At 69.1% G+C, this 12,916-nt stretch carries 15 protein-coding genes; 13 read left to right on the forward strand and 2 right to left on the reverse strand.

Features of this window, described 5'->3' with window-relative positions; genetic code table 11:
* Positions 1-17 precede the first annotated feature (17 nt).
* From ABT294_RS36595 to ABT294_RS36605, 3 genes are read left to right on the forward strand one after another with little or no spacing between them, the layout of a single operon-like run.
* Positions 18-983, forward strand: coding sequence for an ATP-binding cassette domain-containing protein (locus ABT294_RS36595; protein WP_350810949.1), 966 nt, complete (start codon positions 18-20; stop codon positions 981-983).
* The gene (locus ABT294_RS36600) at positions 980-1,783 is read left to right on the forward strand and encodes an ABC transporter permease (RefSeq protein WP_350810950.1); all 804 of its coding nucleotides are present in this window, start codon (positions 980-982) and stop codon (positions 1,781-1,783) included. The genes ABT294_RS36595 and ABT294_RS36600 overlap by 4 nt, the downstream gene beginning before the upstream one ends.
* Complete coding sequence (locus tag ABT294_RS36605) at positions 1,780-2,286, forward strand: DUF1707 SHOCT-like domain-containing protein (protein ID WP_350810952.1); 507 nt, start codon at positions 1,780-1,782, stop codon at positions 2,284-2,286. The genes ABT294_RS36600 and ABT294_RS36605 overlap by 4 nt, the downstream gene beginning before the upstream one ends.
* A 111-nt stretch (positions 2,287-2,397) precedes the next feature.
* Here the strand turns inward: ABT294_RS36605 and ABT294_RS36610 are convergent, their stop codons facing one another.
* A complete protein-coding gene (locus tag ABT294_RS36610; protein ID WP_350810954.1) occupies positions 2,398-2,973 on the reverse strand; it encodes a TetR/AcrR family transcriptional regulator in 576 nt (191 codons plus the stop codon).
* Between the two features lie 72 nt (positions 2,974-3,045).
* On the opposite strand from ABT294_RS36610, the gene ABT294_RS36615 reads away from it, so the two are divergent.
* From ABT294_RS36615 to ABT294_RS36625, 3 genes are all read left to right on the forward strand, one after another.
* Positions 3,046-3,618 (forward strand): dihydrofolate reductase family protein, encoded by a 573-nt coding sequence (locus tag ABT294_RS36615; RefSeq protein ID WP_350810955.1) that lies wholly within the window; start codon positions 3,046-3,048, stop codon positions 3,616-3,618.
* A gap of 17 nt (positions 3,619-3,635) precedes the next feature.
* On the forward strand, positions 3,636-3,794 hold the full coding sequence (locus ABT294_RS36620) for a hypothetical protein (RefSeq protein ID WP_350810957.1): 159 nt from the start codon (positions 3,636-3,638) through the stop codon (positions 3,792-3,794).
* 293 nt (positions 3,795-4,087) lie between these two features.
* Positions 4,088-4,741 carry a class I SAM-dependent methyltransferase gene (locus tag ABT294_RS36625; RefSeq protein ID WP_350810958.1) on the forward strand — a complete coding sequence of 218 codons (654 nt, stop codon included), beginning with the start codon at positions 4,088-4,090 and terminating at the stop codon, positions 4,739-4,741.
* A 101-nt stretch (positions 4,742-4,842) separates the two neighbouring features.
* Here ABT294_RS36625 and ABT294_RS36630 read toward each other — a convergent pair whose 3' ends face one another.
* Positions 4,843-5,427, reverse strand: a complete 585-nt coding sequence (locus tag ABT294_RS36630; protein WP_350810960.1) for a hypothetical protein — start codon at positions 5,425-5,427, stop codon at positions 4,843-4,845.
* Between the two features lie 281 nt (positions 5,428-5,708).
* On the opposite strand from ABT294_RS36630, the gene ABT294_RS36635 reads away from it, so the two are divergent.
* The 7 genes from ABT294_RS36635 to ABT294_RS36665 all read left to right on the forward strand — a co-directional run bounded on the left by ABT294_RS36635 (position 5,709) and on the right by ABT294_RS36665 (position 12,210).
* On the forward strand, positions 5,709-6,227 hold the full coding sequence (locus ABT294_RS36635) for a PadR family transcriptional regulator (protein WP_350810962.1): 519 nt from the start codon (positions 5,709-5,711) through the stop codon (positions 6,225-6,227).
* A complete protein-coding gene (locus ABT294_RS36640; RefSeq protein ID WP_350810963.1) occupies positions 6,224-7,108 on the forward strand; it encodes a hypothetical protein in 885 nt (294 codons plus the stop codon). Before ABT294_RS36635 ends, ABT294_RS36640 begins: the two co-directional genes overlap by 4 nt.
* A gap of 201 nt (positions 7,109-7,309) precedes the next feature.
* Positions 7,310-8,056 carry a hypothetical protein gene (locus tag ABT294_RS36645; protein ID WP_350810965.1) on the forward strand — a complete coding sequence of 249 codons (747 nt, stop codon included), beginning with the start codon at positions 7,310-7,312 and terminating at the stop codon, positions 8,054-8,056.
* 7 nt (positions 8,057-8,063) lie between these two features.
* Positions 8,064-9,776, forward strand: a complete 1,713-nt coding sequence (locus ABT294_RS36650) for a peptidoglycan-binding protein (RefSeq protein WP_350810967.1) — start codon at positions 8,064-8,066, stop codon at positions 9,774-9,776.
* On the forward strand, positions 9,769-10,443 hold the full coding sequence (locus ABT294_RS36655) for an ABC transporter ATP-binding protein (protein ID WP_350810968.1): 675 nt from the start codon (positions 9,769-9,771) through the stop codon (positions 10,441-10,443). The genes ABT294_RS36650 and ABT294_RS36655 overlap by 8 nt, the downstream gene beginning before the upstream one ends.
* Entirely contained in the window at positions 10,444-11,622 is a 1,179-nt protein-coding gene (locus tag ABT294_RS36660) for an ABC transporter permease (protein ID WP_350810969.1), read from the forward strand.
* Between the two features lie 228 nt (positions 11,623-11,850).
* Positions 11,851-12,210: an SdpI family protein gene (locus ABT294_RS36665; RefSeq protein ID WP_350810970.1), complete on the forward strand. Its 360-nt coding sequence runs from the start codon at positions 11,851-11,853 to the stop codon at positions 12,208-12,210.
* Positions 12,211-12,916: the final 706 nt, after the last annotated feature.

Genomic DNA, 12,916 nt, shown 5'->3' on the forward strand with positions numbered 1-12,916 from the left:
AAGCAAGGAGATCCCTCATGCCTGACGCGATCGTGGCCGAAGGTCTGGTCAAGAAGTACGGCGACGTGGCCGCACTCGACGGGATGGCGCTGACCGTTCCCGAGGGGACGGTCTTCGGGCTGCTCGGCCCGAACGGCGCCGGCAAGACCACCACGGTGCGGATCCTGACCACGTTGCTCAAACCGGACGCCGGGCACGCCATGGTGGCCGGGTTCGACGTCGTCCGCGACGCGCACCGGCTGCGCGCCCACATCGGCGCCTCTGGCCAGTACGCGGCCGTCGACGACCACCTCACCGGCGCCGAGAACCTGGAGATGGTCGGCCGCCTCTACCACCTGGGCGTCAAGCGCAGCCGACAGCGCGCCCGCGAGTTGCTGGAGCGCTTCGACCTGACCGAGGCGGCCGACCGCCCGGTGCAGGGCTACTCCGGCGGCATGCGGCGCCGGCTCGACCTGGCCGGCGCGCTGGTCGCCCACCCGCCCGTGCTGTTCCTCGACGAGCCCACCACCGGCCTGGACCCCCGGGCCAGGATCGGGCTGTGGGACGTCATCTCCGAGCTCGTCGCGGAGGGCACCACCGTGCTGCTCACCACCCAGTACCTGGAGGAGGCCGACCGACTCGCCGACCGCATCGCGGTGGTCGACCACGGGCACGTGATCGCGCTCGGCACCGCCGACGAGCTCAAGGATCAGGTCGGCGGCGACCGGATCCAGCTCTCGCTGACGGACGCGGCGAACCTGCGGGCCGCCGCCAGGATGCTGGCGCCGCTGGCCGTCGGGAACGTGCAGATCGACGCCGCCGCCCTGCAGATGACGGTTCCGGTCTCCGGCGGCGCGGCCGCGCTCACCCAGGCGCTGGGCCACCTGGCCGCCCAACGCATCACCGTACGCGACGCCGGTCTGCGCCGGCCGACCCTGGACGACGTGTTCCTGAGCCTCACCGGACGCGAGGCCGACGAGAAGATCAAGGAGACCATCCGATGAACACCCTGCACCTGGTCGTCGCCGACGGCATGACGATCGCCAAGCGCAACGCCCTGAAGATCCGCCGAGCCCCCGACTTGCTGGGCGGCGTGGTCATGCTCCCGATCGTGTTCGTGCTGCTCTTCACCTACGTCTTCGGCAGCATGATCAGCCTGCCCGGCCTGTCGTACGGCGAATACCTGCTGCCCGGGATCTTCGTCATGACGATCGTCTCCAGCGCGCAGATCACCGGCTACACCCTGACGCAGGACCTGCAGAAGGGCATCTTCGACCGGTTCCGCACCCTGCCGATGTCGCCCTCGGCGGTGCTGACCGGCCAGACCGTCAGCGACGTCATCATGAACCTGACCAGCATCGTCACCATGGCGCTCGTCGGGCTGCTCGTCGGATGGCGCATCCACACCTCGCCGCTCGAGGCCGCGCTCGGGTTCCTGATGCTGGTGCTGTTCGCCTACGCCTTCTCCTGGGTGACGGCCACGGTCGCGCTGGCCCTGCGCACGCCCGAGGTCTTCAACAACATCGCCACCATCATGTCGTTCCCGCTGGTCTTCCTGTCCAACGCCTTCGTCGACAGCACGCGCCTGCCCGGGCCGCTCAAGCCGATCGCCGAGTGGAACCCGGTGTCCACGCTGGTCCAGGCCGCACGCGAGCTGTTCGGCAACACCAGCCCGGCCCTCCCCACGCCCGACGCCTGGCCGCTGCGGCACGCGGTGCCGGTCTCGCTGCTGTGGTCGGTCGTGCTCCTGGCCGTGTTCGTGCCGCTGGCCACGCGGCTGTACAAGAGAGCCGTCAGTAAATGAGCACCGTCTCCGGCTTCGACCGTGAGCGGGCGGTGGAGCTGGTCCAGCAGGCGTACGCCGACGGCCGGCTCGGCCCCGCCGAGCTGGAGCAGCGGCTCGAACGGGCGCTCACCGCCACCTCCTCCCAGGAGTTGGAGCCGGTCGTCTGCGACCTGCCGGACGAGGTGCTCCGGCTCGCGTCCAACGGCGGGCGCGTCACGCGGACGGGCGACTGGCAGGTCCCGCGCAGGCTCCGCATCGACTCCGAGCACGGCAGCGCGCGCCTCGACCTGTCACGGGCCCACATCCCCTATGGGCAGGTCGACATCGAGCTCCGGCTCACGTACGGCAGCGCCACGATCATCCTGCCCGCCGGCACGAGCGCGAACGCCGATGCGGTGCGCACCGAATGGGGCGGCGTGAAGTGCAAGACGGCGGGCCGGCCACGTCCGGGCGCGCTGCACGTCCAGATCGCTGGAGAGCTCACCTACGGCCGGCTGACCGTCCGCTACGCGCGCAGGTGAGGCGGAACACCGGTTCAGGAAGACCGGAGGTGACTGGTTCGCCGGCCCGAAGCGGATGACCTGGCGGAATGGGAGCGTCCGAAGGTCGCTTCCCGGAGCTGTCGGATGGTCTTACACGTCAGTCAGCGATCTTCGCACGGCGGCGTCCACCAGCTCGTGGATCTCCTGCTCGGTGAAGATGTCGGGCAGCGTCAGCCGCTCCACGATGAGCCAGTTCAGAGCGAGGTAGAGGAGCACCACCGAGGTCGAGTCGCCGGGCAGACCCGAGGTGGCGTGGTAGCCGATGTTGGCGTCGATGTCCTCGCGAATGCGCTTGGTCAGCACGGCGCGCAGCTCAGGGCGCCGAGTGGACTCCAGCCGGAGCTCGAGCAGGGCCAGGTAGCCGGAGTTGAAGGCGGAGACCCGATCCACCAGTTCGTGCATGAGCTCGGCATAGCGGGTTTCGTCCTGCACGCCCTCCCGGCTGCGGGCGATCGTGGCCTCGTCGGGCAGCAACCGCTCATAGATGCGTCCGCCGACCTGGGTGAACAGGTCGTCGCGGTTGGCGAAGTAGTTGGAGGCCGTGCCCGGGGGCACGGCCGCCTCCGCATCGACGGCCCGGAAGGTCAGCCCCCGCGCTCCCTCCCTGGCCAGCACCTCGATGGCTGCGTCGATCAGTGCCTGCCGCCGCTCGGGATTTCTCCGCACTTGACACCACTCCATTTGTAGTACTACGTTCAAACCACTCCAAACAGAGTACTACATCGGGAGTTGATCGGTATGAGAAAGCTTGTCTACTACATCGGCGTCTCACTCGACGGCTACATCGCGGGCCCCAACGCCGAGTTCGACTTCTACCCTCTGTCGGACCAGATGGCCGCTTGGATCAACACCCGCTACCCCGAGACGCTCCCCACCCATATCCGCAAGCTTGTCGGCCTCGACGGCGTGCCCAACAAGGTCTTCGACACCCTGGTGATGGGCCGCGGCACCTACGAGCCGGCCCTGGACGTCCCCACCACCAGCCCGTACTCCCACCTGCGCCAGTACGTCGTCTCCAACACGCTGACGATCGACGACCCGACGGTGCAGGTGGAGACAGGCGACCCGATCGACCTCGTCCGGCGGCTGAAGGCCGAGGACACCGGCATGGACATCTACCTCTGCGGCGGCGGCAAGCTCGCTGCCTCCCTGCTCCCGGAGATCGACGAGATCATCCTCAAGAGCTACCCCGTGGTGGCGGGCACGGGCATCCCCATGTTCTCCGGACCGTTCCGCCCCACCCTGTTCACCCCCATCCGGCGCGAGTCCTTCGACAACGGCGCCCAGGTCACCTGGCTCAGCAGGGCTTAGAACCGCAAGGAGGAAGCATGCATATCAAACTCCCAGCCCCGATCAACCGGGCCAAGACCAACCGCCAGGCCCGATCGCCGCACCGGCACGAACACCCGGCGCGCGACCTCAAACCCACGGGCCGGACCAACCTCTCCCGCCGCCCGACCGCCGCCCCCCGCCGCGGTGGGTACTGAGCGGGCCATCACGCCCTGAGAGGCGCGTCGGCCGGCCGAGATGCAGGCTGAGGACGCCGGTCCCGACCCGAGCGCCACGGCACCGGTGAATCCGCCGGAGATGACCCGCCCGCCTTCGGCCACGGCGATGGCAGTCGGCCGACCTCTGACGTGCGACGAGTCACAACGTGTTCACACCAGGCATGCAGTCGTGCACTCGTCGAGGTCGCGGTCGGCCGACCGGAACGGAACGGACGCGCCGACCGGTCGATGATCGACGGTCTTTGCCGACCGATGGACTACAGTCGTCCGCCATGGTCGAATCCTCCCCATACCTGACTGCGACGGCGGACGCCTACGACGCCGTCGCCGACATCTACGCCGATCTCGCCCGAGACTCGCTCGACCGCCTGCCACTGGATCGCGCGATAGTCGCCGTGTTCGCCGAACTCGTACGGGCCGCCGGGCCCCGGCCCGTCGCCGAGGCCGGCTGCGGTCCCGGGTACATGACGGCACACCTGCGTAACCTCGGACTGGACGCCTTCGGCATCGACCTGTCTCCCGCATTGATTGATATTGCCCGCAAAGACCATCCTGACCTGCGTTTCGAGGTCGGTTCGATGGGGGCCTTCGACGTGGCCGACGGCGAACTGGGCGGTCTGCTCTCCTGGTACTCCGTCATCCACATCCCACCACCGGAGCTGCCGCCGTACTTTGCCGAGTTCCGCCGGGTGCTGGCCCCGGGTGGTTACCTCCTGCTCGGTTTCTTCGAATCCGAGGGCGGTCCGGTGCTGCAGTTCGACCACAAGGTCACGCCGGCCTACCGGTGGCCGATCGACGACCTGGCCGACCTGGCCCGCAAGGAAGAGTTCGTCGAGGTGGCGCGGATGTTGCGCGAGCCTTTGGAGGATGAACGATTCCGCCGGGGCCACTTGCTGATGCGCAGACAAGCCGCCGCCATGTGCTGATACGCGCACTATAGGCCCCACCAGGCGGGCGGGCACGCGGGCGGCCTGGCACGGAACAGGCGCGCCCGTTGCCCGAATGCGCCACGAAACGCGTCCACCCGCTACCGCAGACCAGACGCCACCTCGATGTGCCGCATCACATGCAGCAGATCCCACGTCGGCAGCTGTTGCTCGAGCCCCTTCAACCGGGCACCAAGAAGTCCGCGCTCCGCCTCCGTGAGCACGTCACCGGCATCCAGGCACTCCCTTACACATTCACTCAGCTCCGAAAGGGCCGGAGCGTCGGAAAGGGACAGGCGAGGGAAGCGTTGCCGCCACCAGAACCACAACGCGTGCCGCGCGGCCTCCTGGGGAGCGGCATACCAGTACCAGCGGAACTGCAGGTTCGGGTTGGCATCTTCCGCACGCGGAGATCTCCGGCCTTGCCTTTTGGCCTCCCGGCGCGTTGCCGCATAAGCCTGAAGCTCGACACGAAGAACAGCACGGCTGGCCTCGATGACATCCAGGGCACCGAGCAGTGCCGCCTCATCAGACTGAAACCTCCCGGCCTTCGACTCGAGGTAACTCAGCGTCGCGTTGAAGCCGAGCGGCCGATACAACTGCACGCAGGAGCGGAGCGCCGAAACCCGCCGTTGGTGCGGCAGGCCGGAGTCACGCACCCTACGGGCATGGTTGCCGAAGCTCACCAGGGAAGCCTAGCCAGACGCCCTCGAGGAGGCGCGGCAGCCGGAAGACCCTGCGCAACCGGATCCGTGAGGCGCAAGGCGAACGGCATGCACGGGTGTTGAAACACCTGCGGGGCTGGCTCAGCCGGTCTGATGACCAGGAGACGGCGGCCTCCACTGGGACGACAAGCGCCAACGCTGGATCGCAACCGCCAGCCTCGGGTTCGACCCCAGCGGTAAGCGCATCGTGAAACGGGGAGGCGGCAAGACCAAGACCGAAACCAAGAACAAGCCCAAAAGAGGTGCTGCGCGACTACGAGGACGGCCTCGCCATCGCCCCGGCCGACTACACCGTGGAGCGCGCAGTGAACGACTGGCCGGCCTACGGCCTCAACGGTCGTGACGGGCGTCTGCGTGCGGCAATTGGCCGCCACTTCATGGCCGCGCAGGTGGCGGGCGGGTATTTCCGAGATTCTGTTGAACGAAATAATGGCCTCATGCCCAGAGGAACCTCAGAAGTCAGCGAGCCGATGTTCTTCGTGCTCGCCGCGCTACGCGGCGGCCCGCTCCACGGGTACGCGATCAGCAAGTCCATCCAGCAGCTGTCCGGGGGCCGGGTTCGGCCTTCGGTCGCCACTCTCTACGGGATCCTGGAACGGCTGAACGAGCGCGGCGTGATCACCGTGGACCGCGAGGAGACGGTCAACGGCCGTAACCGGCGCTATTTCCGGATCACCGACGAGGGCCAGGCGCTGGTCGAGGCCGAGGCCAGGCGCATGCAGAAGGCCGCTTCCCTCATCCTGAGACCGACCGGCATATGACGACGCTCGAACGGCGCTACCGCAGGCTGCTCCTGGCCTACCCGAGGACATACCGCGCCACGCACGGTGACGAGCTCCTCGACGTGCTGCTGGAGTCGGCCGGCCCCGGGCAGTCGGTCCCGGCGGCCAGGGAGGCGCTGGGCCTGATCTTCGGTGGTGCCCGGGCGCGTATCGTCCACCTGGCCACCGGCAGTACCTGGGCCGACGGGCTGCACCTCGGCATCACGGCCGTCTCCGCAGCGAACCTGGCCGTGCTGCTGCCGTACGCGACCACGCTGCCGTGGTGGACCCTGCTGTCGGCGCTCGCGTTGCTGGCCGTGCTGCGTGGACGGCTGTGGGCGGCGCTGGCGCTCACCGCCCTCACCGGCGTCAAAGCGGTGGCGATCGCGGGCGGCTGGCGACTGTTCGACCTCACCCTGGTGCCGGTCCTTCCGACGTTCCTGACCGGTGATGCCCTGTTCGGTGCCAGCAGCCCGGTCGTGGTGGCCTTCGCGTACGCGGTCGTGCTGCTCGGCCTGCTGGCTCTCACCAGGCGGGGTGGGCCGGTACGCCTCAGGTCCTGGTGGTGGTGGTCGGCCGTGCCGCCGCTCGCGTGGGCGGGGCCGGCGTGGATGCCGGACGGCACGCAGTACCCGATCAGCCTGAGCAGGCTGGCCGTCGAGGTGGTCGTGTTCGCGCTGGCCGTGGTGGCCGCCTACGTGACGCGGGACCTGCGCTGGACGCTCGCCTCGGGGATCTACCTGCTGGTCGCGTCGGCCGGGCTGAGCCTGCACGCCGACTCCATGACCAGGCAGCACATCGCCTACTGGGGTGTGCTGACGCTGCTGGTCCTGGGGGCGGCCGTGGCTCCGTTCCGGCAGCGGGGACGCTGTCTGGATTGACTATAGTTCATTTAACGAAATATGGTCTCCGGCATGCCAAAAAGATCCACTCTGGCGGCGGCTGCGCTGTGCCTCGGCGCGCTGACCGTTCTCAGCGGCTGCGGGGGCGCACCTGAGAACGCCCAGCCGGCACCGAGCGCGACGGCCAATGCAGCAGGGAAGGACAAGAAACACCGACTAGAAGCGGTCAAGGCGGACTGCATGAAGCAGAAGGGCTTCACGTATATCGCCTACGTCCGGCCGGAGAAGCCGGAGACCGACGAGGTGACCAAGCGCGCTTCCGGCGACTACCAGGCGATGCGGAAATGGCGTGAACGGTATGGGTTCGGGGTGTTCGCGGAGTTCGTCTATCCCAAAGAACTGGACAGCCCGCTGGCCAAGCCAGACAACCCGGAGATCGACCCCAACTGGGCGATTCAGTCCAAGCTCTCCGCGGCCCAGGGCGCCGCGTTCCGGAAGGCGTCAGACGCCTGCATGGTCGTGGCGGCCAAGCAGGTGCTCGGCAAGGACCTGAAGTCCGGTGATGACTACTTCAACCAGATCAACAAGGCGTCGGACCGCGCCCTGGCCGCCAAGGTCGACAGCGACCCCCAGCTGATCGAGCTGGCCGCGGCCATGGCCAGCTGCCTGAAGGGCAAGGGCAACGCGATAGGCAAGACCACGCCGCAGGAGATGTATGGCCGCGGCTTCCAGATGTTCAACGACCAGGCGGACAAGCTGGGCAGGGCGCAGAGGGACGACGTGCCCGACGTGGCGCCCCCGGCCAAGGACGGCGAGAACAAGATGACCTACATGCCGGATCTGAGCGCCGCGGAGGCCAAGCCGTACCTGGCCAAGGAGATCAAGGCCGCCCTGGACGACCTGGAGTGCGGCAAGGACTTCTACCCGGCGTACTTGCCCAAGGCGGCAGTCGTCAACCAGCAGGTCAACGACGAATTCGGTATGTGACGCGCCCATGAAGTCGCCGCGAAGGCTCCTGATCGGCATCATCGCGGCCGTTGTGATCATCGCCGTCGTGGGCTGGGGGCTCAGCACCCGCCTGCGCTCCCCGGCCGACGAGGCGGCCCGCCGGGCCGCGCCGAAGGCCTCACTGATCACAGCCGCCGTCGAGCGCCGCAAGCTCGTCAGCTCCGTCGTGGTCAGCGGCACGCTCCAGTACGGATCGCCGCTGCCCATCTCCCTCGCGGGAGTCGTCGGCGGCACCTCTGACCTGCAACGCACCACCCGGGCGCCACGCCGGGGCAAGCTCGCCGAAGGCGCGGTGCTGATGGAGGTCAACGGCCGCCCGGTCTTCGCCCTGCGCGGCTCGGTGCCGATGCACCGCACGATCACCCCGGGCACCAGGGGCGCCGACATCAAGCAGTTGCAGAAAGCGCTACGCAGGCTCGGGTTCGGCGGCCCCACCTCGGGGGTGTTCGATCAGGCGACCATCGCCGCGGTCACCCGGATGTACCGGAAGAAGGGCTACGAGGCCCAGCAGCCCACGCTGACCGACCGGCAGTCCTACGACACGTTGCGCAAGGCCGTCCAGACCGCCGAGGAGACTCTCGCGACCGAGCAGAAGGCGCTCGATCAAGGGCAGGACGTGCTGCCCCTGAAGGTCAAGCTCACCAACGCCAAGGCGGACCTGAAGTCGGCCGAAAGGTCGCTGGAGGAGGTGAAGGCGCAGGAGACGACCCCCGAGGACGACGCCAAGCTGACGGCGGCCGACGCCGCCGTACGAGCGGCCGAGGAGAAGCTGCTGACGGCCGAGCAGGACCTCGCGGCGGCCAGGAGCCAGCCGACCGCTGCTCCCGGGGCCACGCCCACACCGCAGCCGACGACCGACACCCGCCTGCTGGAGATGCGGGTCTCCAATGCCCAGGCGGACCTGGAAGAGGCGCGCCAGGCGTACGGCCGGATCCTGGAGGAGGCCCGGCAGGCCCGCGAGGCGAAGCTGGAAGAACTGCGCAAGGGCGTGCGGACCGCGCGGGAGGCCCTGCTCACGGCCGAGCAGGCACTGCGCCAGGCCCGCCAGCTTTCCCCCACCAAGCTCAAGGTGGCCAACGCCAAGAAGGACCTGGCCGCAGCCAGATCGATGGTCGCCGAGTTCGCGCGGACCTTCGGCGCGTCCATCCCGCCGGGGGAGGTCGTGTTCCTGCCGACGTTGCCCGCCCGCCTGCAGAAGGCCGCCGTCAAGTCAGGGCAGACGGTCGAGAAGGAGGTCGCCACGGTGACCAGCTCGACGTTCATGGTCACCGGCTCGGTCGAGGCCGCCGAGTCCGACCTGCTGCGGGAGGGAATGAGCGCCACGATCGAGTCCGACACGGGCAAGACCTACCCGGCGACGCTCACCGCGGTAGGGGAGAAGGCCAAGGTCCCCGGCGAGGAGGCGGCGCAGGGCGCCCAGCCGGTCCTGCTCACCCCCACCTCGATGAAGGGGCTCAAGCGCCTGTCCGGCACCACCGTCACGGCCAGGGTGACGGTCGGCGCGACCGACAAGCCGGTGCTGGTGGTGCCGGTGTCCGCGGTGATCACGGCGGCCGACGGCAAGGCACGGGTACGAGTGGAGTACGCCACCGACCAGACCCGGGACGTCGAGGTCCGCACCGGGCTGGCCGCCGACGGCAACGTCGAGGTCACCGGCGCGCTCAAGGAAGGCGACCGGGTGGTGGTCAGCAGTGCCTGAGCCGGTCATCGAGCTGGACCGGGTCCGCAAGGACTTCCCCTCGAAACCGCCGGTCCGCGCGCTCGCCGACGTGTCGCTGCGCGTGGGTCGGGGCGACTACCTAGCCATCGTCGGCCCGTCGGGGTCCGGCAAGTCCACCCTGCTGAACGTGCTCGGCCTGCTGGACCGGCCTACCTCGGGAGGCTATCGGCTGGACGGTACCGAGACCACCGAACTCCCCGACGGAGCCAGGACCAGGTTGCGCGGCGACCGGATCGGCTTCGTCTTCCAGTCCTTCCACCTGCTCGCCCACCGCAGCGTGGTGGAGAACGTGATGCTCCCCGAGATCTACGGCAGGGATCCGCGTAAGGGCAGGCGGGAGCGGGCCCTGGCGGCGTTGGAACGCGTCGGCCTCGGCCACCGGGTGGGCTTCCTGCCCGACCGGCTGTCCGGGGGCGAACGCCAGCGCGCGGCCATCGCCAGGGCCCTCATGGGCGAGCCGTCGCTGCTGCTGTGCGACGAGCCGACCGGCAACCTCGACAGCCGCAACACCGAGGCGGTGCTCGACCTGTTCGACGAGCTACGCGCGCAGGGCCTGACGATCGTGGTCATCACACACGAGCAGGAGGTCAGCGAGCGGGCCGCGCGCCTGGTGCGGATCACCGACGGCGTGCTGGTGGAGGAGTAGATGGACGTGCGCGATCTGATCGGCGAGGCGTTCGCCGGGATGCTCGCCAGGCCGGTCCGCTCCGCGCTCACCACGCTGGGCACCGTGCTGGGCATCACCACACTGGTGATCACACTGGGCGTGTCCGCCACCGCGGGCAACCAGATCGTCGGCCGGTTCGACGAGCTGGTGGCTACGGCCATCACCGTCGAGGTGCCGGAGTCCGAGAACGCGCCGCTGGTGGCGTGGGACTCCATCGACCGGCTGATCCGGCTCCGCGGCGTGGTCTCCGCCGCGGCCGTGGCCGAGAGCAAGGACAGCACGAACCTGTCCGTACGCTCCAACGACCTCGTGGACCCGACCAGGGTCACCTCGCAGACGCTGAGCGTGCTGGCCGCCACGCCCGGGCTACCCGAGGCGGCCCGCGGCCGGATGACGCAGGGCAGGTTCTTCGACATCGGGCACATCAAGCGCGCGGACCGGGTGGCGGTGCTCGGCGACCAGGCGGCCCAGATGCTCGGCATCACCCGGCTGGACCGGTCGCCCGCGATCTTCATCGGCAAGCACGCGTACACGGTGATCGGCATACTCGGCGATCTGCGCCGCGAGCGGAACCTGAGCACCGCGGTGATGGTGCCGCCCAGCGTGGGCAGGCAGTTCGGGCTGCGTGACGTGACCAGGGTGCTGGTGAACACCAGCCTGGGCGCGGCCGGCCTGGTCGCCGCGCAGGCCCCTACCGCGCTCAGCCCCGGCAACGGCGACGCGTTGCAGGTGGTCGCCCCGCCCAGCCCGACCAAGGCCCGAGACCAGGCACAGGACGACGTCAACGCGCTCTTCCTGATCCTCGGCCTGGTCTCGCTCGTGGTCGGCGCGGTCGGCATCGCGAACGTCACGCTCGTCACCGTGATGGAGCGGGTCTCCGAGATCGGCCTGCGCCGTTCGCTCGGCGCGGCCCGCCGGCACATCGCCGCCCAGTTCCTGCTGGAGTCCACGCTGACCGGGCTGACCGGCGGCGTGATCGGCGCGAGCGTGGGTGTGGTCGGCATCGTCGCCATCTCCGCCGCCAAGCAGTGGACCCCGCTGCTCGACGTGCGGCTGGCAATCGCGGCGCCGATCGCGGGAGCGGTGGTGGGTCTGCTGGCCGGCCTCTATCCGGCGCTGCGGGCGGCCGGTATGGAACCGGTCGACGCCCTCCGATAGGGCACCGGCTGTTCCCCACACCGCGCCGCGGCGGATGTGGGTCTTCGGCCATCCGAAAGGCCGCGGTATGGCGCAGCGCATGCACTACGAACGCGTCGCTGGAGGCCGGCAGCCGGGCATGCCCCAGTCCCGCAGTTCCACCTCCGGCGGTCTGCCCTCCTTGTCACCGACGGACCATTCATTGCGAGATACGCGGAAGGTTACGATTTGGGAATGGGACCCGTATTCATGACATCGCTACTGGCCCTGCCTGCGCTCGCCTTGCTGCTGATCCCCTTCCATGACGAGTCTGGCGCTGTGGACACGCGAAACCGGCTATTGGGCCTGCGCACCCGCCACACACTCGCCTCTCGCGAGGCGTGGGATGCCGCGCACGCCTGGCTGAGGCGCCCCCTGCGACGACTGGCCGTGGTCATGGCGGCGGTTCTCGTCGGCTCCATCGTCGGCGAGATGGCGTTCGGCCTGCCTGAGGCCCTTGCGCTGACGGTTGCCGCGTCCCAGGCAGTGTTGTTCGTGGGTGGAATCCTGTTGATCGGCTGGCGCGCCAATAAGGTCGCGGCGCAGGTCAACCAGCGTCGCAACGCGTAGGTCAGCGTTCCTGGCCCTCCTGACCTCCACGACCTGGCGGCCCCTACGCTCTGTCCCCAGGCTCCTCACCGGATTCACGTCTCGGCGGTGCGATGCAGGGCCGAGGTGACCTGCGACTAAGCGCCCGTCTGGTGCAATTCCCGAGGTTTACCGTAGGCGCGACGGAGGGCAGCGGGCGGGTGTCGGACGGCAACCCCTGCGGGCGCGCGGCAAGCTGTCCCTCGGCCTCGTCTTCGGCGGCACGCGCGTCACGGGCGGCGGCCGCGAGGCAGGTGTGGTGGCGTTGAGCCGAGCGGCGGTCGCCCACGCTCAGCACCGGCGCCAACTCCTGCCAGGTGACGCCAGCGCCGCGGGCGGCGGCGATCAGGTCCGGGCTCGATGCAGGTCAGCCAGCGGCGTCCGCGCGGCCAGCAGCTCCTCCCCGCTCACCCTCTCGCCGTCGGCCGCCCAGGCTGGGCCGCGTCGGCCAGGTTGGCCTGGTAACTCGCCGACAAGTGCTCATGGCCGGGAGGGCGGTAGCGGGCCCGGACGCTGTGATCTTGCAGGTGAGCATGCTGGACATCCTTCCACTCGGCGGTCAGGTCGTTCGGAACGGTCAGGCCCGTCGGGTGAGGCGGCCGCCGCCGTTGCGGAAGCGCGCTTGGCCGTCGCGGGCGTCGTGGTAGGAGACGAGCAGCAGTCGCAGGTATCCGTCGAACGTTTCCAG

It is taken from the genome of Nonomuraea sp. NPDC000554, from assembly GCF_040300065.1.
Taxonomy (GTDB): domain Bacteria; phylum Actinomycetota; class Actinomycetes; order Streptosporangiales; family Streptosporangiaceae; genus Nonomuraea.